The organism is uncultured Veillonella sp. (genome assembly GCF_937981445.1).
Taxonomy (GTDB): Bacteria; Bacillota; Negativicutes; order Veillonellales; family Veillonellaceae; genus Veillonella_A.
Genome location: NZ_CALJON010000011.1, coordinates 1 through 24,226 on the forward strand (window position 1 = coordinate 1; position 24,226 = coordinate 24,226).

The window sequence follows — 24,226 nt, forward strand, 5'->3', positions numbered from 1 at the left end:
TTCACTAAGCTACTTATTTCACTAAGCCAACGCAACTGTAACAAACTACGTATCTTTAATCATCAAACTATTAATAATCTACCTTGTCTTTAATAAAGGTACCATTTCTCAATTCTCTAAAAGCTTCTTGCACTTCTTCCTCTGTGTTCATTACAATAGGCCCGGCCCAAGCAGCTGGTTCATGTAAGGCAATAGATTTAATGTATAGCACTTGTACAGGACCTTCGCCAGCCTTAATGGTAACAGATGTGCCTTCAGTTAATTTTACAGCCGTCTTTTCTTCTATTAACTCACCTTCCACATAGACTTCACCTAAAAGGGTGAACAGCATTAAAGAATCCTCTTCTTTCATAGTAAAGGTAATCTCAGTCCCTGTCTCTAGATGTACATCATAGTAATCTAACGGCAAATGTTCCCCTTTAAAGCCTTCATGCACTTGGCCATTATCATCAGTATAAGTGCCTGCTAATAGTCGGAGCATACCACCTTGAAGTGGAATTTCTTCTATATCAGCTCGCTTAATACTGTGATAGCTAGGTTTCGACATTTTTTCTTCTCTAGGCAAATTAAGCCATAATTGCACACCTAATAGGCGCTCTGCTGCAGGCACGAGTTCTTCATGCAAAATGCCGGAACCAGAATTCATCCATTGTACTTCCCCATCACCAATAGCTTCTTCATTACCTAAACTATCACGATGTACCATTTTGCCCCGAGATACATAACTAATTGTTTCAATACCACGATGCGGATGCATTGGAAAACCTGCCGTGTATTCATCAGGGTTTACACTATCAAAAGAATCTAACATCAAAATAGGATCATACTCTTCAATAGTTCCATTTCCCAACACGCGTACTAAATTTACGCCAGCCCCATCAATCGTTCTAAACCCTTTAATTCTTGTTTTAATTGTTCTCTTCATCTAATTGTTCTCCTAATACTTTTAATAAATTTACTAATTGCATTTTCTCTTCATGAGTTAATACTTCAAAACTATTTTGTATCATTGCATTATTTTCTGGTACGATGTTACTAATCACTGCATGCCCCGCTTCAGTAAGCTGTAAAATCGACACACGTTTATCCGTTGCATCAGCTAAACGTTCAATATAGCCCATTTTGACTAAATTATTAATAATAACAGAAATCGTTCCTATACTACTTAAAATAGCGCGTCGCACTTCACCTACGGTTAAATTTCCCTTACTGTATAGGGCTTCTAGTACCATAAATTGACTGAAAGTCAATTTATACTTGGCCGCAATACGGGCTGTTTTTCGGTCTAATGCACCTACATTACGATGTAGGCGGATTAGAATATTTCTATCAATTGAACTCATATCGAGACCTCCTCTAACAAATAGAATTCATTTAATACATACATCAGCTACAAGCATCAGCCATAAACATCTAATTAGATATTTATGCTCTACCAAATTCAACATTTACAAATTATATAACAGAATACATCTAAATAGATATATCTAACTAGTTATAGTTTACAATGATTTTTTTATTTTGTAAAGAAAAAAAAGTTCCTCCCTAAAGAGGAACTTCTTAAAGTTTTTTTACGCCCTGTCACACAAAGACAGCTTGCACTAATATCATATAAAAAATAGTACTACTTAGAATGGATATTAAAAAATTACGCTTATATAAATGTATCCCCACTAATAAAAGTACTGCTAAGAGTTCTGGCAATCCATAGGGATAGGTAAGAATGACCGTTCCTTTCAAAGCATATACAACCAATAGGCCCATAACCGCACCAGGTAAAACTTTGCCTAAATAACTTACAATAGCCGGTGGCTTGCCTGATTTTGCAAATAAGGCAAAGGAAATAAAACGGGTCACCATAGTGCCTGCTACAACACTCCCTATAGTTATAATCATTTCCCAAACACTCATGACTTGCTCACCGCCTTCGTATCATATAGGTACATGCCTAAAAATACGACTAACATAAGAAGCATGGCTGGTACCATAAAATAATTCGGTCCAAAATAAGCTAATGTCACAATGGCAATACCAAAACCTATAAGGGCATATTGTTTCTTTTCAGATTTTAACAAATAATCCATAAACAACACGCCAAATAATGCTGCGAGTACAAATTCAATACCTTTCAAATTAAAGGTAATAAATTGACTCCCTATAGAACCCATAGCAGCACCAATAACCCAGTAAATATAGTTGAGGCCTGTAACATGCAAATAAAACCAGCCTCGATCAATATCAGAAGGTAAGGAACAGGTCGCATTAATAGCAAAACTTTCATCACACATACCATAAATAAGGGGCCATTTTTTCCACCCCATATCCATGTATTTAGTCACCATAGTTAAACCATAAAAGATATGCCGTGCATTGACCATCAAAGCGAGGGCAAAGGCCCCTAGGGGGTCGAAAGGAGCTGCTAAAAGTGCTACCGTCACAAATTCCATGGAGCCTGCGTAAATAGTAGCGCTCATGAGTACCGGCCAATACCAAGCTAGTCCCTGGTCAGTAGCATAGAGTCCATAGGATATGCCTAAGAATAAAAAGCCTGCGCAAATAGGAACAGTTAATGGAAAAGCATAATTCAACGCCCGTCTCCACGGTGCCTGCGATTCACTTGGTATCATGTCACTCATTACTAAACTCCTTTCAACTGTATCACGTACTTCTCCCCTTTGGCTATGTTATTAAATTGCACACACGCCCCTTCAGCCTATTATATTGCCTGCCCCATCTACCTAACGCTAATAGTCACTTCCTATTCCCCTTCAGGCCAAACGGCTTCAGCCACGCGCTTAATGAGAGCTAATTTTGCCAACTCTTCCTCTTCAGTTAAATTATTCCCCTCTTCAGTGGACGCAAAGCCACATTGTGGGCTCAATGCTAATTGTTCTTTTGGTACATACAAGGCGGCTTCTTCAATGCGTGCCTTAATATCCGCTTCGTTTTCAAGCTCAGGGAACTTAGACGTAACAAGGCCTAATACTACCTTTTGATTTTTTATAAAACGTAATGGTGTAAAGCCACCAGCACGCTCAGAATCATATTCTAGGAAAAATCCATCTACATTACAATGAGCAAATAAGATATGAGCCACTGGTTCATATCCACCAGAAGAGAACCAAGTGGAGCGGAAGTTCCCACGACAAATATGCATAGTCACAGCTAAATCAGCAGGTTTATCTGCTAAGGCATAGTTGATAATCTCTACATATTTACGGCCTATAGCATCTACATCAAGACCTCGTGCAGCATAGGCTTTGCGCTTTTCTTCATCACAAAACTCACCCCAAGACGTATCATCCAATTGCAAATACCGGCAACCGGCATCATAAAAAGCCCGTATCGCCTTACGATAGGCTTTAGCAATATCCTGGAATAAGACCTCTTCATTTTCATACTGTGGAATCGGTACATACTGCTCTTCGCGAACACAGCAAATCAAGTGAAGCATAGACGGAGAGGGTATCGTAATCTTCGCTACAGCACGGTCCCCTACAGTGCGATGTAAAAATTCATAATCTTTTAAAAATGGATGATCTGTAAAATCAATCGTTCCTGTAATCTTTAGCATCGCAGCTTTTGGTTGATGACCTTTAAATGCCACAGACCAATGTTCAGCTTTAACCCGTTCCACCCCATCAAGAGCTTCTAAAAAATCTAAATGCCAGTAGGCGCGGCGAAATTCCCCATCAGTAACAGCTTTCAACCCTACGGCAATTTCTTTCTCTACTAAATCGCGAATAGCTTCATCTTCTACTTTGCGAAGTGCTTCCTTAGAAATCGTGCCAAGGTCAAATTGCTGCCGTGCCTCTTTAATTGTTTGAGGACGCAAAAAACTACCTACTACATCATAACGAAATGGACCTTTCTTATTTGTACTCATAATACACTCGCCTCTCTTTTCTCTCTATTTCACTTTAATATAAGGTACGCGCTCTACAAGAGCTCACCTACACTAACAAATACATAGGGGCCGCAAAATTTATATAATAAATGCTTACATGTCTTCACGAGACGCACAAGATAAAATAATATAAAAAAACGTTGTCCCCCGACAACGCTACGCCTTATCATCTGCCGGTTTTCCCGTTGGACTTAGCACCTTACCAATAGGCAGGTTGCCGCAGTTTCATAGGGCCACGTCCCTCCACTGCTCTTGATGACTATATATGTATTTGATATATATAATCATACGCTAATCATCAAGAGCCTGTCAACCTACACCAACAAAATCCTCACACCTTATTGGTCGCTATGCTTTTGTACCACCAAGGTAACGGGCCATTCACTTTGACTTTCAATCCATCGCTGTATCTTTTCTACACTAGCAGGTGGCAAGTCTTGCGTCACGATAAAGCCGAGGACCATTAAAATAACTTTTTGATACTTCTTATGTTCTTGATCTGGATACACTACTGGTGGAACCCGTAAAATTTTAAAAACAAAATACGCTGATAAACTGATAAAAAAGGCATTAATAAAAAATAAATACATCGCCCCTAGGAAGAAGCTATATGAACCGATACTAAGACCATAGCCAGCAGTACATAATGGTGGCATCTGATTCAATGCGTTCATTAATTTCTGCAAATGAAGCACTATCAGTTTTAATATTAAAAAAGCTCCTCCATTTCAACATAGGTCCTCCTATATTAAATAAACTACCATTGTATAAAAAGACACTATAGTCATAATGACTATAGTGTCTTTGGCTCTTTACTACAAACTAAGTCCATTAAACGCTCTATAAATAATATAATAACTAGGGCGCTCCATAAAGCTAGTTTTGTAACTATTTATTCTGTAGTACCTACTGAATCTACCTATTATTCTGGTTTTTTGAATTTTGGAGATGTAGGACAAGTTTCTGGTGTTACATCTTTACGAACACCAAGGCTATCACTGCGATCAGTGTAATGTGTATGTAATAATTGTTCGGAAAGTTCACCTAATGGTTTATCAAAGAATTCTTCATAAATTGCTTTGATTTCAGGGTTTTCATAACTAGAACGAAGTTTCATATTAGCATCAACATCATAGATACCTTTAATACGAGCTTCTCTTACTTTATTAGCTACAGGCAATTTAACGCGAGGCTGTCCGCCACCACCGATACAACCGCCTGGGCAAGCCATCATTTCGATGAAATCATATTTTTTGCCAGTGGCTTTCATATCGTCTAAGAAAGTACGAATATTTTTACCGCCATGAACTACAGCAAGTTTTAATGTTTTATCGCCAATTTCAACTTCTGCTTCACGAACGCCTTCCATACCGCGCACTTCTTGTAAATTAGTGTAACGTTCAGGAGTTGGTTCATCACCAGTGATGAATTTATACGCACTACGTACTGCTGCTTCCATAACCCCACCAGTGTTACAGAAAATCACGCTACCGCCAGTTTCAGCACCAATGTATTTGTCCATTTGGGACTCTTCCACTTGTGTGAAATCAATGCCGGACTCACGAATCCATTTTGCAAATTCACGAGTTGTAATACAGTAATCTGTATCACGTAATTCTTCTTTACCCCAATATTCTGCAGATTTATTTTGCTCTGGACGGCGAATTTCAAATTTCTTCGCTGTACAAGGTGCAATACTTACGGACACGATTTTTTCAGAATCGATGTTCATTTTCTTAGCAAAATACGTTTTAATAACAGCCGCTTCCATAGCGATACAGCTACGTACGGAGGAAATATTTGGTAAATATTCTGGGTAGTAAGTTTCAGCAAATTTTACCCAAGCTGGGCAGCAGCTTGTGAACTGTGGTAATTCACCATGACCATTTACTACGCGTTCAATTAACTCACTAGCTTCTTCCATAATAGTTAAATCCGCACCGAAGTTAGTGTCTACTACATAGTCAGCGCCTAATGCACGAACGGCACCAATCATTTTACCTTCTAAGAAAGAGCCTGGTTCATAACCAAATTCTTCACCAATACCAATACGCACAGCTGGTGCCGTTTGTACTACTACGATTTTATCTGGATCAGCAATCGCTGCTTTTACTTCATCAAGTTCAGAGCGTTCATTCATAGAGTCGAATGGGCACGCTGCAGCACATTGACCACAATGAATACAAATTGGCTCATCGCCAGTGGATTCTAAATCGTAATAATCAAGAACACCCATAGTATCTGCACAAGCACGACGGCAAAGTGTGCAGTTTTTACATTTGTCTAAATCATGGATAATAGCTACATTGTTCTCAGAGATAGGAACACGACGATCAATGTGTTGGAATCGACTTTCGAAACTCATTATTTTGCACCTCACATAGAAAAATACTAGTTATGTATTCAATAGCGGAGACGCTCCGCCTGGTTGACCTGTTCTCAGTTAACACCTAAGACATATACTATCTTATGTATTACAGTTTCGGTCTACACGGGTTATCACTCACACATCTTAAACTACCTTTAAAATGCCCATATTTCACGGTTATGAGTAACATCTTAGGTTTAGTATATCATCTTAAAAATCCCCATTTCAACTAGGAATTTACCTTCCAAAAACACATACATCTTCTGTAAAAAGAGTTTTTCACGCAATCCCAAAGATATTTCATTATTTTTGAGAATAGATATCATGATTGACATTAAATCCCTTTATCATTAATGTTTTTTTCTTGCCTTCAAAAGGCCTTAAATCCTTGTATTACCTTGATTGTTCTGCCAAAACACTAGATTTTATCTGGAATAACACATATATCTATGTATGCACTAACAGCAATATATAAACCCGATTTTGGTCTAGATAAATTTATTCATATTTGTATTCTATTTTTCATCAAATACCGTATTATCCAATACGGTATCACGCAATAGGTTTAATCGAATCTTATAAATCATACAATACGCCGACCAATATCCTATAAGCTCAGCTAGTTCTTCATAATTTTGATGATAAAGATCTAATGCAGGCACCCAATTTCGCTCAAAAACAGTTTCCCCCAATGTTAAACCTAATATAAACAAGATAGCATATAAAATTACTAACTTGTCCTTACTATAATGAATAAGAATACGTTTTACTAAATGCCGAGCTTTTCCCAGTGCCCCTATTATTGTAAGTATTAAAAGTCCCAAGACCCAAGGTAGATAGGCACCAAACCACACCTCTTTTATAGATGCAAAGGTTGGACCTTCTCCATTCATCCCTACAGGATAAAAGACCCGGCCCCAACTTAATTCGCGACCAAATGCAACGAGAAATAATAAGGCACAAGCAAAAAAGAAATAGGACAGATTACCTTCGCTTCGCTTGGTCCAAATAAATGCCATGCAACTAGCACCAAGTAAGACTAAGGCTTCTAAATTTTCAATTAAACCATTCTCCCAAAAATAATGACTTGGCAAGATTACCCCTAATGGAATGGCTAATATAAACGCCACTATAGTAATTATATTATTTCTTCTCATCCACATATTCCTCATACAATCACAACACAACCACAAAAAACTTATTTCCACTTTACAGTTTTCTACTGCATTATACGCCAATTTCCTTAAATTCGCAAAGTTTTTATAAACTTTCTGTAAATTTTATGTATTTTATATAAATTATTTTTAAACAAAGAATAAACAAAGTAATTTATACACCAGTCTAACTATGTAATGAATTCTATAAACTAACCCATTTATAGCCATCTCTAACCATGTAATGCATTCTTAGCATAGCTATAGATTTCAAATCTCCCCTAGTCATTTTACTTTATTCTGAGTTAGCGTATAATTAAGATATAATTATTCTTTCGCCCACTGATGGATATATTTCTATTTACGTCCTATCTTAGTGGACAAGCTGTATTGTCGTCTTATGAGGTGTATTATGAAAATTGTTATTATGGAACCATTAGGTGTTGCCCTAAGCAAAATCGACGCATTAACTGCGCCTTTAAAAGCAGCAGGTCATGAAGTGATTTATTATGAAACTAAAGAAACTGACCCAGCTAAGCTTTTAGACCGCATCAAAGAGGCCCATATTATCATGTTAGCTAATCAACCACTACCAGCTGATATGATTCGCCAATGTCCTAATTTAAAATTCGTAGACATCGCCTTTACTGGTGTCGATCATGTTGGCCTTGAAGCATGCCGTGAACGTAATATTGTAGTGTCTAATGCAGCTGGCTATTCCACTAATGCCGTAGCGGAGCTTGCCTTCGGCCTTGCCATTAGTGCCATTCGCAATATCGTTCCCTGTGATGCTAAATGCCGTCAAGGCGGTACTAAGGACGGCCTTGTAGGCTTCGAACTCTATGGCAAAACCTTTGGTGTTGTAGGTACCGGTGCTATTGGTAGCCGCGTAGCTGAAATCGCCCTCGCTTTTGGCTGCAAAGTTATCGCCTATAATCGCAGCGTTAAACCAGCTCTTGAAGCTAAAGGCGTCAAATTTGTCGATAAAGACACCTTATTTAAAGAGGCCGACTTCGTATCCCTACATACGCCACTAACAGCTGAAACTAAAGGTCTCGTAAATGCAGACACAATCAAGCTCATGAAACCTAGTGCTGTACTTATCAACACGGCTCGTGGTCCTGTAGTAGATAGCCAAGCCTTAGCAGATGCCCTTAATGAAGGACGTCTAGCCGCTGCTGGGGTCGATGTATTTGAAAATGAGCCACCAATTGCTACCGACCATCCACTTTGCCATGCAAAACATTGCGTGCTTACACCTCATGTGGCCTTTGCCAGCAAAGAAGCCTTAGAAACAAGAGCTGATATTGTATTTGCCAATATTGACGCCTTCTTGAATAATGCGCCACAAAACTTAGTTAAATAATATGTAATTATATAAATAAAAGTCCCACCACAACCAAATGGTATCTGGCCCTGCGGTGGGATTTTTTATAAATTTACTTTAATAAAGTTGTTTTATAAATTTACTACTTAGACATTAACACACTCTATATAATCACTAACCCCTATAAAAGGAGATTTATTATGAAAAAGTCTTTACTTCCTATACTCGCCCTTGCCTTTGTAAGCGCTATGAGCTCCTCCGTACATGCGGAACGCGTAGCCTTACAGAATCAAAACTACCAACCAGGTCGCACCCAATTTCTGCCCTATGTATATGTAAATACGGTGGACGCTAATTATTTCCAATACAGCAACGCTCGTTTTGGTATGTCCAGTTATGTGCCATCTAATTTTTATCTTGCCTATGGTCCATCTAATGGTGATGGTGCCCGCTTCGCCGATGGTCTCGGTGGGGCGCTGACCATTTCTGGTTCTCATAATTCAAACCATGCAACGGTAGAAGCCAGTTATGCTGGAGCAGTCAACTATTATCAGCCAAGTTACAAAGCCCTCGGTGATTCTTGGTATGTTATTTCCTATGAACGCGGTGGCTATATCTACTATGTCAAATCATTTGTCAATTCACAATTTATCAAGACATTACAATATAAATACCCCGTATCCAATCGCTATCATTATGAAGCCTACTTGCCAACAATAGAAGGAAGTTTTAGGCCTTAACAGACTAAGTTAATATGCGCTCCGAATTCGTCCCTCAGTATAATATGAGGCTATAGGACGTATCTAAACATACTATAGGACGGATCTAGACCTACTATAGCATGTACCTAAACATACTATTACTCCGCCACACCTAAATCAACAAGCAAAGCCCCTACATGTTCCTTAGCCTTAACGCCGCGGTATATATGCGTAATCTGCCCTGTTTCATCAATAACAAAGGTAGAGCGCTCAATGCCAATGGATACTTTACCGTACAGCTTCTTTTCCTTCATCACACCATAGGCATTACAAATCGCTTCATCCGTATCAGCTAGTAATAAAAACTTCAAATCATACTTAGCTTTAAAGTTAACATGTCGTTTTACTGTATCGCGGCTCACCCCCAATACAACATAGCCCGCCTTATACAAGGCATCATAAGCAGCATTAAATTGCTGTGCTTCTACAGAGCAACCTGGTGTATTATCTTTAGGATAAAAGTATAAAATAACCTTTTTGCCTAAAAAATTATCTAACGATACCATTTCATTCGCATCGGACAAAGCAGAAAAACCAGGTGCTTTCATTCCTACAGTAAGTTCAGTCATTTGTATCAACCTTTCTTTATTAATACTATGTAATGAGCCAAATACGCTCTAAACTCAATATGTTATAGTGCATATGTATTGTACATTGAATGTTCTATTTACCTCCCTATTATGCTCTTTGCAAATTTAGTGTATATGGCGTTTTCTTTCCCCTATTATACATCGAATTTCTTCTTTACAGTACCAATAAAATATGTAATCATAAATATAGATACTTTTCAATCTATCAAGGAGGTGACATTCTAATGAAATACGTAGCAAGTACAGTAAAAACTGGTATTTCCTTTGGTTCTGCCTTAGCTATGGTTGTTAGCTATGCCAATTGGCACTCCATTCCTTGGGCTATATTCCACGGTATTCTTGGTTGGATCTATGTAATTTATTATGCCTTAGTTCACTAAGAAACCACCTATAATACTACATAGGACACTGAAATATAAATAGAACACGGAAATATAATATAAAAGCTGTAATTCTCTAATATATCAGACGCAGTCAAATCTAAGTCTAACTATTAAGAATTACAGCTTTTTATTATTTTTATATTATATTTTTTTAATTATTACCGTTCTTATTCTTCAGCACGCTCTTTCAACGCATCACCTAAGGAATAATTTTTAATTTCGTCATAATTAAATAAAATATTAAGCAACACTGCTGTTATAGCCCCCACTACAATGCCACTTTCTAGTAAAATGCGAATAGATGCTGGAAATTGTGCAAATAAATTAGGTGTTACAGTTACACCCAGTCCAAGGGTAATGGAGCAGGCTGCTACGAGCATCGTGTTAGAGTCATTAAAATTAGCTTTTCCTAGCATGCGAATGCCCGCCGCACAAACCATACCAAACATAGCTACCATGGCCCCGCCTAATACACTGGTAGGAATAATCGTAGCCAAGGCCGCGAACTTAGGTGCTAATCCCAATAAAACAAGCATAATACCACAAACTGTAATAACTCGTGTAGTCCGTACTTTTGATAATTCCACAAGCCCTACATTTTGAGAGAATGTAGTGTAAGGGAAGGAATTAAAAATCCCCCCAATAATAGAGGCGAGCCCTTCAGCACGATATCCATGAGCTAAATCTTTAGGCGTTAATTTACGTTCACAAATTTCACCTAAAGCTAAAAATACACCGGTCGATTCTACCATACTTACCATAGCTACAATTGTCATCGTTAAAATCGCACTACCATGGAAGGTCGGAAGACCAAAGTAAAATGGCGTTGGAATATGCGTCCATGAAGCTGCGGCAACAGGCGCAAAATCAACAAGGCCCATAAAGCCAGCCACCAAGGTACCAAATACGAGACCTAAAAGTACTGAAATTGCCTGTATATAACCTTTAAAAAGGCGATTAAGGATTAAAATAAAAGCCAGTACTGCCACCCCTAATACAATATTAGTAGGGGCTCCAAAGTCGGGACTACCTACACCGCCCGCCAAATTGTTCATCGCCACCGGTACTAAGGTTACACCAATAACAGTTACAATAGACCCTGTCACAACAGGGGGAAAGAAGCGCACCAATTTCCCAAACCAATGGGCAATTAAAAATACAATTAGCCCAGATACAATAATGGCTCCGTAAATGGCGCCAAGGCCTAATTCCTTCCCAATGGCAATCATAGGGAATACTGCCGTAAAGGTACAACCAAGAACAACAGGTAAACCAATACCAAATAGGCGATTGCGCCAAACTTGCAGCAAAGTGGCAATCCCTGATGTGAGCAAATCAGCCCCAATTAAATACGCTATATGCTCTGTATCGAGCCCCAAACTACTACCTACAATTAAGGGTACAATAACAGCCCCTGCATACATGGCTAGTACATGTTGCAGACCAAGAAAAAAGATCTGACTCTTTTTGTAGTCAACCATTCTGTTCATCCCTCCAGGAAAAACAAATAACAATATAATGAATCATAGAACATGGAACATATAATACCAAATTTTACGGAAAAATGTAATATGCAATCCCTAAAAAATAAAACGGTCTGCTACACTTAAGAGTTTCAAACACGAACTGCTTGAACTCGTAGGATTATATCCTCTATAAGTGGCAAACCGCTTTACTTATTCACAACTAATTAAGTGGAACTAAAGCACTAAGACTCAATACATAAGTTTAGTCACTCTTAGCACCGTATCAATTAGCCTTCATTTAATTCTTTTGCAATATAATCCATAAATGTTTTCATTGTTTCCCATTTTGAATTATTGTTGCGATATACAAAGCATACTTGCAAATGTAATGATTTAGCAAGAGTATGAACACCTTCAGTAATACCTAAGGTATCAAGTAAATGTCTAGAAATTAACGCCCCTGCTTCATTGCGTTTACAGTAATCAATCATCGCATATGGATTAGATAATCTTACTAATTGTGGTAAGGATTGACGTCCTTCTTCAGAGAAGTATGATTTTAAACGATGACTCATAAAATATTTTGGTGGATACATTACTAATGGGTAATTTAAAATTTCCTCACAAGTAATAGGGCGATCTTCCATATCGCGCTTTGGTGCATAATAAACAACGGAGTCTTCACGTAGGGCAATACTTTCATATGCACTCATATCTTTATTATTAGGTAAGTAGCAAGTGCCAATATCAATACGGTTTTCACGTAAATCTAAAAGCATCTCTTCTTCTTCCATGTCATATACAGAAATAGCAAAATTTGGGTTAGTTTGCTGAAAGTAAGCTACATGTGCATTCATACGCACATCCCCAATACTTCGTAATATGCCTACATTTAACATTGGTCGCTCTAACTTATTGGCCAAACGAATGCTATGAATAGCTCGTTCTAATGTTTCAATAATATGTTCAGCCTCAGGTAAAAACTTTTCTCCTTCTGGCGTTAAGCGACTACCACGCGTAGAGCGGGCAATTAATTTAACCCCTACTAAACGTTCTAGCTTTTTCATCTGCGCACTAAAAGCAGATTGAGTAATATTAGCAGCTTGAGCGGCTAATGTAAAATTTCCCATTTTACTGTATGTAATAAAACTTTGTAGCTCCTGCAGGGTAGGTAGTTCTTCCATCTAATTCATCTCCTTTTTATGCGAATAACAAACTCTCAAACAAAACAAAAACAAAACACTACATATATTATTTTAGTCAATCTACATAACGTAAACTGCATATCGAAATATATGGAACTTTACAACTTTACATCATTATATCATGTTCACATAAAAATAGAAAATAATTATAAAAATTTTTAATATTAGTTTGATCACAACTATAAGTTTTCTATAACTTGGATATGAATTTATATTTCATTTCTAAATGACCTATTAAATCCCACGTTCTTAGTGACTCTCAAAACTAACCCCAACAAGTACAAAATCAAACTGCTCAAGCCGTTTAGTATTACTCATACAAAAAATTTACATAGTTTTTCATTAGTCTTTTCAATAAATTTATTTAGTTATATTAGTAAAAATTCAAATTATATAAGTAGAGTTTTTAATTTTATCACGTACTTTTATTCTTGTCTAGACCTATACCTAAAAAGAATCACTCGTATGCGATTTTTACATTTACACATACTTGACAGTATACCATAATCTTGAAAAAAAGCATAGAAATTGAAGGCTAATCTTACTTGCTATATATGAAATTTGAAGATATAATTCATTATATTTTTTCGTTGATTTTTTCAACTTTATACTGAACCCACTCAAATTTCCTATTAGTATAAAAGTTAATTAAGTATTCTTTGTACCATGTATCTGCTCTTATCTCCCCCCCATCTATCTATCTATCCATCCATCTATCTATCCGTCTGTCTATCCGTCTGTCTATCCGTCTGTCTATTCATCCATCTATCCATCGGTCTATCGCTCTGTTATATATCGGTCTCGGTAATCTGTTATCCCCTACTTTTAGAATGTCCTCGCTTATTATGCCTATCTATATTGCCTAAGCTTTCAACACAACCATAAAACAGGGCTTTTTCATTGACACTGAGGTCTTTTCCGTGGTATGATAATCGAGTACCTAATTGAGGTACTATTTGTTATTTAATTTATGAGGTGATAAACACATGGCAACGAGAAGAGAAGCACGCTTTAAGTTATGTCGTCGCTTCGGTGTGAACGTTTTCGGTCACTCCAAAGCTTTAAAGCGCGTAAAAAAAGAACAACGTCAAAAGAAAATGTCTGAATATGGCATGCAATTATTAGAAAAACAAAAAGTTAAAGCATACTACAACTTGCTAGAACGCCAGTTCGTACGCTATTACGATAAAGCGAAAAAAATGCAAGGTGTTACAGGCGAAAACATGCTAGTATTACTAGAATGCCGTCTTGACAATCTTGTATATCGCATCGGCTTTGGTAACTCCATTCGTCAAGCACGCCAAATGGTAAACCATGGTCACATTCTTGTTAACGGCCGTCGCGTAGACATCCCTTCCTACCAATGTAAAGTGGGCGATGTTATCGAACTTCGCGAAGCATCCCGTGACAACGAAATGTTCAAAACAAACTTCCAGGAACTTCGTTCTTTCGAACTTCCTTACATCACTAAAGAATTAGAAGGCTTCAAAGGTACATTAACTCGTCTTCCTGAGCGTTCCGAACTTCCAATCGAAGTTAACGAAACACTTATCGTCGAATTGTACAGCAAATAATTCAACAATGCAAAAGACACAGAGTCTACTCTGTGTCTTTTTTATTTCGCCTTTAATCCATGCACTAGTTAGTTTTATAGGCATCAATGAGACTTATAGAATCCAATTGACCTATAGAACCCAATTAGACCTATAGAATTAAATTGAAATTGTAGGCTTATAGGACAAAATATGCTAATAACCCCCCCTTGCTAATAAAAGCCCCCTATACTATCGGTAATTATTTGATACTATAGGGGGTTAAATTTATATATAATATATTATATCTATATTTCTTTATATCTACATTTATTTATATTAATATTTTTTATATCAATATTACAATTCATATTAATATAAATTAACTCGTATCTCGTTCTATATATTACCGAATTTCTTTTAATGTATAGTTACGACTGCCAAGCCCTAATTCTTCTGCGTGGCTAAGAGCGGCTTCCCAATCAGTGTCCGGCGCAATGTCTTTAAAATGATCATGACTATGCTGTGTTTTTTCTGCTAGCATACTACCTGGCATAACTGGTTGTGCATTGATTTTATCTGCACAAGCCTGGTCGAGAGCTACTAAGTCTTTTGATGCAAACATGCCCACATCAGGTACAATTGGCACATCATTTTCGCTATGACAATCACAATATGGTGAAATATCTACAGCCAAACTAATATGGAAGGATGGACGATTTCTAACTACAGCCGCTGTATATTCAGCCATTTTTTCACTAAGAACCGTATTAGCTTCATCCCACATTGGTGAAATAGCATCTACTGGACAAACGCCTACACAGCGTCCGCAGCCTACACATTTTTCTTCTGTAATAAAGGATTTGCCATTCGTCACATGTACCGCATCATGAGCGCAATATTGTTCGCATTTATGGCAGCCCACACAAATCTCTTGCTGTACAAATGGCTTGCCTGCACTATGCTGTTCCATTTTACCAGCTCTAGAGCCACCACCCATACCTAGATTCTTAATAGCTCCGCCAAAACCGGCTGATTCATGTCCTTTAAAATGTGTTAAAGAAATAACAATATCCGCATCCATCAAAGCGCGTCCAATTTTAGCTTCCTTCACATGTTTTCCATCAGGTAGAGGCACCAAGGTTTCATCAAGGCCTTTTAGCCCATCTGCAATAATAATATGAGCCCCTGTATTATACGGATTGAAGCCATTTTGATATGCTAACTCTATATGGTCAAGTGCATTCTTACGGCCCCCTACATATAAAGTATTACAATCTGTTAAAAATGGCTTACCCCCTAAGTCCTTAATGACCTCTACTAATCGAGCTACATATTGGGGTCTTAAGAAAGCTAAATTGCCAGGCTCACCAAAATGCATTTTAATGGCTACATACTTGTTTTCAAAATCAATGTCGCCAATCCCTGCCTTATTAATCAACCGTTCAAACTTATCAGGCAAACTCTCACCAATTCGCGTCCGCATAGACGTAAAAAATACCTCTGACATACCTATGTCACTCCTTTTCATTATAACTAATAGCTACCCAATTGCCATTACTTACAAAACACACATACTATGTATATGTTTATTATATCAAGACAAAAACAACTCTGCCATATACTATCGAACAAAAATCCCTATACCCAATCACCTTCCCTCTTGTCTCCCTAGTTCCGCTCCTCATAAAATATTACTCAACCGTACAACATATCTATAAAACGAAAATAGTTCCTACCAGAAATACCATTCGAGCTTGTCTCGAGGTTTTCGGTAGGAACTATTTTCGTTTCCCCATCACGGTTGAATAAAATTTTTATCTATATGCTACGCGTTCTGGCTGCATATCATGAAAGTGCATTCGTTCTTTAGCAACGGCTTCCCATTCGGTGCCAGCTTTACCATAATTAGCATATGGATCTATGGCTAAGCCGCCACGAGGAGTAAATTTTCCCCATACTTCAATGTATTTAGGGTCCATTAAAGCAATTAAATCTTTCATAATAATATTCACACAGTCTTCGTGGAAATCACCATGATTTCTAAAGCTAAATAAATATAATTTTAAAGATTTACTTTCTACCAAGCGCTCATCAGGCACATAGGAAATATAAATCGTCGCAAAATCAGGCTGTCCCGTCATAGGGCAGAGACTGGTAAATTCAGGGCAATTGAATTTAACAAAATAATCATTACCTGGATGCTTATTCACAAAGGACTCTAAAATCTCTGGCGCATAGTCCGTTGGATACTGAGTCTGTGCACTACCTAATCCATGTACACCTTGAAGTTCTTCTTTAGTTCTACCACTTGCCATTGCTTACCTCCTTGGTGTATCTACACCACGCATCATCGCTGCCATATCATTTAAACTTACATCACTATGTAAACCATCATCATTAGCTTTCGTAACGCTCTGCGCTTCATTATTCTGCATAGCAGTAGCGGTCCGCCCCTGTGCTGGAGTTCTATTTAAACCCATAACACGTTCTAAAGCATTCACAAGGAAAAAGCTAACTAAAGCGGAAATACTTTGTCCAAAAAGTAATGAACTAACCAATAATTCATACGGTACATTGAGCATAGGCGATAACCACAAAGGCACTACCAAGCTTGGTACTAAAGCGATAAAAGGTATCACAATCCAATTACCAAAGCCTAAGCGCTTGCCTAACACAATGCCACCAGTCGTTACTAAACCTACAATACAGCCACCAATAGCATCAATAGGACCTAAGCCGCCCATAATAAAATTACTGATTAAATTAGCAAGTCCAAATACAATCACTGTAAACGGAAATAATGCCGCTAATCCATAAAGCGCTGTAGCAATGCGAATCTGATATTGCCCAAAAGCAAAGCCCTGAGTAAATAACATAACTACGATATAAATTGCTAAACAAAGACCTCCAAGGGTCATTTTTTTTGTGGTACTCCAAGTAGCCACGGAACTCATCATCTTCATATTACATTCTCCTTAGTTTTATTTAAAGACAGGATGGTTACGAACTGTCTTGTGCCCCTATTTAGGACACAATAACAACAGGCGATACCAAAGTATCGCCTGTTTATTACAGTAGTTTTATCTTATCACTAAGACCTACTACTCGTCAAATATGAGCTTATATTAACCCTTACAATAGTAAACTAACAAATCGTACTAAGTAATACTTGTATTAATTTACTATATCAATCCCCTACCAACAGGAGCGAATCTTATTTAAATTCTTCGCAAAGTTGGTCAAATAATTCTTGTGATGGCTTTGCCACTTCATGAATCAATGCACGAGGATGTGGACCACCATTAGCTGCTGCCATGGCTTTTTCAAAGCTTGGTTTTTCAGTGTTTTGATAAATCAAGCCAGTTACAAGACCATCATACTCACCAAGCACTTTAAGCGCTTGTGCACGATCATGAACATCATAGCCTTCTACTTTGCTCAAAGAAGTTAAGTTTTCTTTGAAGTAGTCATAGCCATTACGCTTATTGTAAGTTACACAAGGACTAAATACATTGATGAAGGAGAACCCTTCATGTTGCATACCTTGTTTAATCAACTCAACAAGTTCAGCACGATTTGTCATATAGCCTTGTGCTACAAAAGTCGCACCAGAAGCAATGGCTGTTTCACAAATTGGTAATGGAGATTCAAAAGAACCATGTGGTGATGTTTTAGTTACAAAACCTACATCAGACCGTGGAGAAGTTTGGCCTTTAGTTAAACCATATACATGGTTATCCATTACTACATAAGTAATATTAACATTGCGTTTGAAGGCGTGAATTGTGTGCCCCATACCAATAGCGTAGGCATCACCGTCACCACCGCAAACTACAACATTTAAATCTTCATTAGCAAGCTTTACCCCTTGTGCATAAGGAAGTGCACGACCATGTGTTGTATGCGCACCATATGCATAGAAATAACCACCGATACGGCTAGAACAACCGATACCGGAAATTACTGCCAAATTATCTGGAGTAATGCCAAGAGCTACTACTGCATCAGTAATAGCAGCCTGTACGCCATAGTGGCCACAACCAGGGCACCAATTTGGACGAATATCATTTCTAAAATCAGCTACTGTTGCCATATTATAAAACCTCCTTAATTGCTTTTTTTACATATGTTGCTGTAAATGGTGTACCATCATATTTCAAGCAACTATGGAGCTTAGTCTTATCTGGCATATGAATTTTAAATAAATCAGCTAATTGAGCTGTCGCATTTTGTTCACAAATAACAACATGTTTAGCTTTTTCATAGAATGGCAATAATTCCTTAGTTGGGAATGGCTTAATCAAGCGAAGATGTAAATGATTTACTTTAACGCCTTCTGCTTCAAGTTCAGCCGTTGCTTCTTCAATAGCACCACGGCTAGAAGCAATACCAATAACAAGAACATCACATTCATCATGTTTTGCATTATTTAAGAATGGATCATATACTTTAGTAACGCCTTCTAATTTACGTAAACGTTTATCAGTTTGGCTCACATGCATAGCTGGTGATTCAGCTGGTTTACCTTCTTCATTATGTTCAAGACCAGTGGATAAGAACATGCCATTTTTCATGCCAGGAATTGTACGAGGTGAAATACCATCTTCTACAAGTTCAAAGCGTTTGAAATAGTGAGGTCGTTCTAATGGAGTTAAATCCTCTTCCTTCATCAATTTACCACGTTTAATTGGTACGCGATTCATATCGAAGGCAGGTACAGATTGTTTATTTAAGCCCTGTTGTAAATCAGGCATGAAAATAACTGGGCATTGGAACTCTTCTGCTAAGTTAAAGGCATGTTGTATTTCGTAGAAACATTCTTCAATACTCGTTGGAGAAATAACGATATTGGCATAATCACCATGAGCATTATGGCAAGCAGCATTAATATCAGATGTTTCAACTTTAGTCGCCATACCAGTGGATGGACCAGAACGTTGAACGTCAATAACCACCATTGGTAGTTCTGCCATTGACGCCATAGATAAGGATTCGGCCATAAGACTTAAACCTGGACCAGATGTACATGTAAAACCACGAACACCTGCATACACACCACCCATAGCAGTCATACAAGCAGCGATTTCGTCTTCCGTTTGAACAATCGTAGAACCTACTTTGTCCATTTTCTTAATCATGTATTCCATAACTTCAGACGCTGGCGTAATTGGATAGGAAGCCATGAATTTGGAACCTGCTGCAATAGCACCTAACGCGATAGCTTCATTACCAAGTAAGAACATTTGATTTTTCTTTTCTGGTATAGGAAGGGTTTCAATTTCATTATCCCCACGATGATTAGCAATGAATGCATAGCCATCTTCAAAGGCTTGTAAGTTTTTGTCAATTACGTCTTGAGATTTTTTAGCAAAACGAGCTTCGATAGCAGTTTTAAATGGCGCTTTATCAAAGCCTAGGAGTGCTACAGACATACCTAAGGCAACAATATTACGCATCAATAAAGAGCCTTGTTTCATAGCAGCTTCTGTAATCGGCACGGCTAAACAAGTAATTGGTGCACCTTCATATTTTGAGAAATCAGGTTCTACTTTGCTATCGCAAATAATGTAGCCCCCTTCGCGAACTTCTTCACCATGTTTATCAACAGTTTCTTGGTCTAATGCTACTAAGAAGTCAATGTTTTCGCCTACTGTCATAATTGGATCTAAGGCAATGCGCAAAGCAAATGTAGTATGTCCACCCTTAATACGAGATGCAAAAAGTCGTTGACTATACAACGAATAGCCTTCTTTGGCTAAAATCGTGGCCATAATTTCGCCGCAGCTTTCAATACCTTCGCCCTGTTGGCCACCCATTTTCCAGATAAAATCTTTACGTTGTTGCAAAAGATTCACCCTCCTTAGGATTTTAATACATAAATACGCTCTTAAAACTATACTATCTCTTAACTTATTCTTATTTTAACATCTTTATGCAAAATCAGCAAACGAATATGCGTAAATGAAATGCATATTTTTCATTATTAACCGTACTTGTATGGTCTTGAGAATTCATTTCTATAGTGTATATAATTTAGTCTCTTTTCACGTGTTTTTCACAACTAAAAAAAGTGAAACAATATGCAAAATTAAAGCATATTATTTCACTTCTTTATATTAAATCTATTTACTTTTTTACTCATTAGCACCCATTATATGACGACACTGGGCAACCACTTCAGCCATTCGCTGGTCTGTAAAAAATATTTCTTCTAAGAATAGTCCTTGCGGTGGTGCTGTTTTTCCAATGGAACGACGATCTTTTTGATCCAGTAAAGCCCCAATCTGATGTGGCTCAATTTTACCTAATCCCACATCCACTAAGAGTCCTGCAATATTACGAACCATATGGTATAAAAAGCCATCTCCAATTACATGCAATTTAATCATATGCCCTTCTACTATGGGCGTTACAGCATAAATTGTCTTTATAGGATTCGCTGGTGTCGAATTCGTTCCTTGCAAAGTTGTAAAATCGTGAGTTCCTTCTAATTCCTTCGCCCCAAGTCGCATGAGACTAAGAGATAAGGGCTTTTTGACATGCCAATGGTATCTCATGTGAAGTGGATCCTCTAACGGATGATTGCGAATTATATATACATATTCCTTTCCCACAATATTCCAACGTGGCTTCCAATCCAAGGGAATTTCTTCAGCCCCTGTAACTACAATATAGGGCGGTAAGTGGGCAATCAAAGCACGTAATAAATTCTCCACAGGAATGCGGCCCGATGTAGTAAAAGTAACCACTTGAAAGCGCGCATGCACCCCTGCATCGGTACGAGAAGCACCATAAATCAGGATAGGCTCATTGCACACTTTGCTAAGTGCTTCCTCTAAATACGCTTGCACTGTAGGGCCATTAGCTTGCCGTTGGTAGCCACTCAGTGTGGTGCCATCATAGGCTACAATGAGTCGAATATTTCGTTTCATCTCTGCTGCAGGCCTCCTTATATATCAAAACAATCGCAAAGCCAATAACACAATAGTTACTAGCACAACTAAAGACAGACCTATATAATCATAAGATGTAATGACTAATTCCTTCATGCGCGTGCGATTTTCACCGCCGCGATAACAACGCGCCTCCATGGCGATGGCTAATTCATCAGCGCGACGGAATGCACTAATAAAGAGTGGTACCAATAAGGGAATCATATTCTTCGCCCGTTTTACAATGCTACCGGTAGTAAAATCTGCCCCACGAGACTCCTGCGCCTTCATAATTCGATCGGTTTCTTCCAATAAGGTAGGAATAAAGCGCAACGCAATGGTCATCATCATAGCCAATTCATGGGCTGGCACGCCTACACGACGAAACGGATTTAGCAAGTATTCAATACCATCAGTTAAACGAATCGGCGAGGTAGTATACGTCAATAGCGAAGAAAACATAATAAGGAACACTAAGCGCGCTGCCATAAAGCTCCCCATGCGAACCCCTTCCTCTGATATGGATATAAAACTATACTGCCAAAGTACCTGCCCTGGGGTCGTAAATACATGAATTAATAAGGTAAATACAATGATGACCCACAATGGTTTTATAGAGGTCCAAATAACGCGCCATGGCAAACGGGAAAAATGAAATGCCATAAATGTAAAAGCAGCCACCACAGCATAAGCAAGAATTGAGTCAGCTAAGAAAATGGCAATCATAAAAATAATAGTGCTAATTATTTTAGCTCTTGGGTCCATACGGTGCAAAAAGGAATCGCCCGGAAAATATTGCCCAATAGTAATATTAGTTAACATGAGCTACCTCCTCGCTATTCAAGGAGCGATTAATCTCAGTTACGGCCTCATCTACAGAACGCACCCCTACATCAACAGCTAAGCCACGATTACGTAAGTAATACATCAAATCTACTACTGGTGGCACATCCACGCCCGTATCCTGTAAGGTTTGACGATCATGAGAGAAAATCTCCAAAGGCTTACCATCTAGTTTTATATGTCCATCATCTATAACAATCAGGCGATTGGCCATGCGAGAAATATCTTCCATATTATGAGATACTAAAATAACAGTAACCCCTTTTTTCTGATGTAACTCTATAATGCGATTAAAAATTTCATCACGGCCAAATGGATCAAGCCCAGCTGATGGTTCGTCTAAAATTAAATAATCTGGATTTAATGCCACCACACCAGCAATAGCAACACGGCGCATTTGCCCTCCAGAAAGCTGAAATGGCGAGCGAGTTGCATACGTGTCATAATCGAGCCCCACAAACTCCATAGCATCTCGTACGCGCTTATCAATGTCCTCTTCACTGAGGCCTAAATTACGTGGCCCAAAGGCAATATCTTGAGCGATAGTTTCTTCAAATAGTTGATGCTCTGGATATTGGAATACCATGCCCACTTTATGACGCATTGTTTTTGCCTCTTCAGTTTTATCACTTAGGTCTACCCCATTTACAGTCACCGTGCCCTTGGTAGGATGTAATAAGCCATTTAAATGTTGAACTAACGTAGACTTACCTGACCCTGTATGGCCTATAATACCAACAAAGTCGCCTTCATTAATGGTAATAGATATATTTTTTAGCGCTTCTTTACGATAAGGTGTATGCTCGCCATATATATATGTAACATTCTCTAATACTATTGGCATAATTGATCTCCCAACTCTTTCTCTGTAATGATGCCCTCGCCAATGGCTTGACCTGCGGCTCTTAATTTAGTAGCTACTTCGGCTGCTACTGGCACATCAAGACCTAAATCCTTTAACATTTGTACTTGAGAAAAAATATGACGCGGTGTGCCATCATCGATAAGCTTGCCATTTTTCATCACAATAACTCGATCTGAGGTAACAGCTTCTTCCATAAAATGCGTAATATATACTATGGTAATGCCCTCTTCTTTGTTGAGACGATGCACTGTTTCTAACACTTCACGACGCCCTGTAGGGTCTAGCATTGCCGTTGGTTCATCTAGCACAATGCAGTCTGGCTTCATAGCAAGAACGCCCGCAATAGCGATGCGTTGCTTTTGACCTCCCGACAAAAGTCCTGGAGAATGCAGTGCATATTCGGTCATATTTACACTGGCCAAAGCTTCATCTACATGCCGACGTATTTCCTTCGGCTCCACACCCAAGTTTTCAGGCCCAAAAGCCACATCTTCTTCTACTACAGCGGCTACAATTTGATTGTCAGGATTTTGAAATACCATGCCCACATGTTGACGAATAGTCCACAAGTTCTCTTCATCTTTAGTATTTAATCCCCTTACAAGCACCTCCCCTTCAGTAGGTGTTAGTAATACATTAAAATGTTTTGCTATAGTACTTTTGCCACTCCCATTAGTGCCAATAATACTTACAAACTCGCCTTTTTTTATACTAAGGCTCACATCATCAAGGGCCTTCACCACATTCCCAGTCTCATCCGTATAGGTATGGCTCATGTGATTAGTTTCTATCATAATATCTTGAGTGTCCATGTTAACCTCTTTTGAAAATACAAATCGTATTAATAACAAAGTATAACCTTATGTGTCGTCTTTGTTCATAAACTTTGT

At 38.2% G+C, this 24,226-nt stretch carries 24 protein-coding genes and 1 riboswitch; of the genes, 4 read left to right on the forward strand and 20 right to left on the reverse strand.

From position 1 onward, the window contains the following. Nucleotides 1-70: 70 nt before the first annotated feature. The 8 genes from Q0376_RS02460 to Q0376_RS02495 all read right to left on the reverse strand — a co-directional run bounded on the left by Q0376_RS02460 (nt 71) and on the right by Q0376_RS02495 (nt 7,432). Nucleotides 71-925 carry a pirin family protein gene (locus tag Q0376_RS02460; protein ID WP_298703707.1) on the reverse strand — a complete coding sequence of 285 codons (855 nt, stop codon included), beginning with the start codon at nt 923-925 and terminating at the stop codon, nt 71-73. Beyond that, complete coding sequence (locus Q0376_RS02465) at nt 909-1,343, reverse strand: MarR family winged helix-turn-helix transcriptional regulator (protein ID WP_298703709.1); 435 nt, start codon at nt 1,341-1,343, stop codon at nt 909-911. The genes Q0376_RS02460 and Q0376_RS02465 overlap by 17 nt, the downstream gene beginning before the upstream one ends. 238 nt (nt 1,344-1,581) lie before the next feature. After that, nucleotides 1,582-1,911 (reverse strand): branched-chain amino acid transporter permease, encoded by a 330-nt coding sequence (locus Q0376_RS02470; RefSeq protein ID WP_298703711.1) that lies wholly within the window; start codon nt 1,909-1,911, stop codon nt 1,582-1,584. After that, nucleotides 1,908-2,636, reverse strand: coding sequence for an AzlC family ABC transporter permease (locus tag Q0376_RS02475; RefSeq protein WP_298703713.1), 729 nt, complete (start codon nt 2,634-2,636; stop codon nt 1,908-1,910). The genes Q0376_RS02470 and Q0376_RS02475 overlap by 4 nt, the downstream gene beginning before the upstream one ends. A 122-nt stretch (nt 2,637-2,758) precedes the next feature. After that, nucleotides 2,759-3,886, reverse strand: a complete 1,128-nt coding sequence (locus Q0376_RS02480; RefSeq protein WP_298703715.1) for a 5-methyltetrahydropteroyltriglutamate--homocysteine S-methyltransferase — start codon at nt 3,884-3,886, stop codon at nt 2,759-2,761. 184 nt (nt 3,887-4,070) lie between these two features. Further along, nucleotides 4,071-4,169: riboswitch (SAM riboswitch) on the reverse strand. Between the two features lie 76 nt (nt 4,170-4,245). Beyond that, nucleotides 4,246-4,602, reverse strand: a complete 357-nt coding sequence (locus tag Q0376_RS02485) for a DUF389 domain-containing protein (RefSeq protein WP_298703717.1) — start codon at nt 4,600-4,602, stop codon at nt 4,246-4,248. 227 nt (nt 4,603-4,829) lie between these two features. After that, nucleotides 4,830-6,272, reverse strand: coding sequence for a [FeFe] hydrogenase, group A (locus Q0376_RS02490; protein ID WP_298703719.1), 1,443 nt, complete (start codon nt 6,270-6,272; stop codon nt 4,830-4,832). Between the two features lie 518 nt (nt 6,273-6,790). After that, nucleotides 6,791-7,432 (reverse strand): hypothetical protein, encoded by a 642-nt coding sequence (locus Q0376_RS02495; protein WP_298703721.1) that lies wholly within the window; start codon nt 7,430-7,432, stop codon nt 6,791-6,793. Nucleotides 7,433-7,841: 409 nt separating this feature from the next. Between Q0376_RS02495 and Q0376_RS02500 the strand changes: the two genes are divergently transcribed. Together Q0376_RS02500 and Q0376_RS02505 are read left to right on the forward strand one after the other, a co-directional pair. Then, complete coding sequence (locus Q0376_RS02500) at nt 7,842-8,795, forward strand: 2-hydroxyacid dehydrogenase (protein WP_298703723.1); 954 nt, start codon at nt 7,842-7,844, stop codon at nt 8,793-8,795. Nucleotides 8,796-8,956: 161 nt separating this feature from the next. After that, nucleotides 8,957-9,496, forward strand: a complete 540-nt coding sequence (locus Q0376_RS02505; RefSeq protein WP_298703725.1) for a hypothetical protein — start codon at nt 8,957-8,959, stop codon at nt 9,494-9,496. 119 nt (nt 9,497-9,615) lie between these two features. Here the strand turns inward: Q0376_RS02505 and bcp are convergent, their stop codons facing one another. Then, complete coding sequence (gene bcp / locus Q0376_RS02510) at nt 9,616-10,086, reverse strand: thioredoxin-dependent thiol peroxidase (RefSeq protein ID WP_298703727.1); 471 nt, start codon at nt 10,084-10,086, stop codon at nt 9,616-9,618. 245 nt (nt 10,087-10,331) lie between these two features. Here bcp and Q0376_RS02515 point away from each other — a divergent pair, with 245 nt between their 5' ends. After that, a complete protein-coding gene (locus Q0376_RS02515) occupies nt 10,332-10,487 on the forward strand; it encodes a hypothetical protein (protein ID WP_298703729.1) in 156 nt (51 codons plus the stop codon). A 170-nt stretch (nt 10,488-10,657) separates the two neighbouring features. On the opposite strand, the gene Q0376_RS02520 is transcribed toward Q0376_RS02515, so the two are convergent. Together Q0376_RS02520 and Q0376_RS02525 are read right to left on the reverse strand one after the other, a co-directional pair. Continuing rightward, entirely contained in the window at nt 10,658-11,971 is a 1,314-nt protein-coding gene (locus Q0376_RS02520) for a nucleobase:cation symporter-2 family protein (RefSeq protein ID WP_298703731.1), read from the reverse strand. A 272-nt stretch (nt 11,972-12,243) separates the two neighbouring features. After that, nucleotides 12,244-13,140 carry a LysR family transcriptional regulator gene (locus Q0376_RS02525; RefSeq protein WP_298703733.1) on the reverse strand — a complete coding sequence of 299 codons (897 nt, stop codon included), beginning with the start codon at nt 13,138-13,140 and terminating at the stop codon, nt 12,244-12,246. Between the two features lie 1,007 nt (nt 13,141-14,147). Here Q0376_RS02525 and rpsD point away from each other — a divergent pair. Beyond that, entirely contained in the window at nt 14,148-14,735 is a 588-nt protein-coding gene (gene rpsD, locus Q0376_RS02530) for a 30S ribosomal protein S4 (protein WP_298703735.1), read from the forward strand. 364 nt (nt 14,736-15,099) lie between these two features. On the opposite strand, the gene Q0376_RS02535 is transcribed toward rpsD, so the two are convergent. The 9 genes from Q0376_RS02535 to Q0376_RS02575 form a co-directional block, all read right to left on the reverse strand. Then, nucleotides 15,100-16,209: a DUF362 domain-containing protein gene (locus Q0376_RS02535; protein WP_363302982.1), complete on the reverse strand. Its 1,110-nt coding sequence runs from the start codon at nt 16,207-16,209 to the stop codon at nt 15,100-15,102. 301 nt (nt 16,210-16,510) lie between these two features. Further along, nucleotides 16,511-17,011, reverse strand: coding sequence for a preQ(1) synthase (gene queF / locus Q0376_RS02540; protein WP_298703738.1), 501 nt, complete (start codon nt 17,009-17,011; stop codon nt 16,511-16,513). A gap of 3 nt (nt 17,012-17,014) precedes the next feature. Beyond that, nucleotides 17,015-17,659 (reverse strand): QueT transporter family protein, encoded by a 645-nt coding sequence (locus tag Q0376_RS02545; RefSeq protein ID WP_298703740.1) that lies wholly within the window; start codon nt 17,657-17,659, stop codon nt 17,015-17,017. A gap of 251 nt (nt 17,660-17,910) precedes the next feature. Then, a complete protein-coding gene (locus Q0376_RS02550) occupies nt 17,911-18,789 on the reverse strand; it encodes a 2-oxoacid:ferredoxin oxidoreductase subunit beta (protein ID WP_298703742.1) in 879 nt (292 codons plus the stop codon). A gap of 1 nt (nt 18,790) precedes the next feature. Beyond that, nucleotides 18,791-20,542: a 2-oxoacid:acceptor oxidoreductase subunit alpha gene (locus Q0376_RS02555; RefSeq protein ID WP_363302981.1), complete on the reverse strand. Its 1,752-nt coding sequence runs from the start codon at nt 20,540-20,542 to the stop codon at nt 18,791-18,793. A 288-nt stretch (nt 20,543-20,830) separates the two neighbouring features. Beyond that, nucleotides 20,831-21,628 carry a tRNA pseudouridine(38-40) synthase TruA gene (gene truA / locus Q0376_RS02560; protein ID WP_298703746.1) on the reverse strand — a complete coding sequence of 266 codons (798 nt, stop codon included), beginning with the start codon at nt 21,626-21,628 and terminating at the stop codon, nt 20,831-20,833. A 24-nt stretch (nt 21,629-21,652) separates the two neighbouring features. Further along, nucleotides 21,653-22,450 (reverse strand): energy-coupling factor transporter transmembrane protein EcfT, encoded by a 798-nt coding sequence (locus Q0376_RS02565; protein WP_298703748.1) that lies wholly within the window; start codon nt 22,448-22,450, stop codon nt 21,653-21,655. After that, nucleotides 22,440-23,315, reverse strand: a complete 876-nt coding sequence (locus tag Q0376_RS02570) for an energy-coupling factor transporter ATPase (RefSeq protein ID WP_298703752.1) — start codon at nt 23,313-23,315, stop codon at nt 22,440-22,442. The genes Q0376_RS02565 and Q0376_RS02570 overlap by 11 nt, the downstream gene beginning before the upstream one ends. Next, nucleotides 23,306-24,148 carry an energy-coupling factor transporter ATPase gene (locus tag Q0376_RS02575; protein ID WP_298703754.1) on the reverse strand — a complete coding sequence of 281 codons (843 nt, stop codon included), beginning with the start codon at nt 24,146-24,148 and terminating at the stop codon, nt 23,306-23,308. Before Q0376_RS02575 ends, Q0376_RS02570 begins: the two co-directional genes overlap by 10 nt. Between the last annotated feature and the right edge of the window lie 78 nt (nt 24,149-24,226).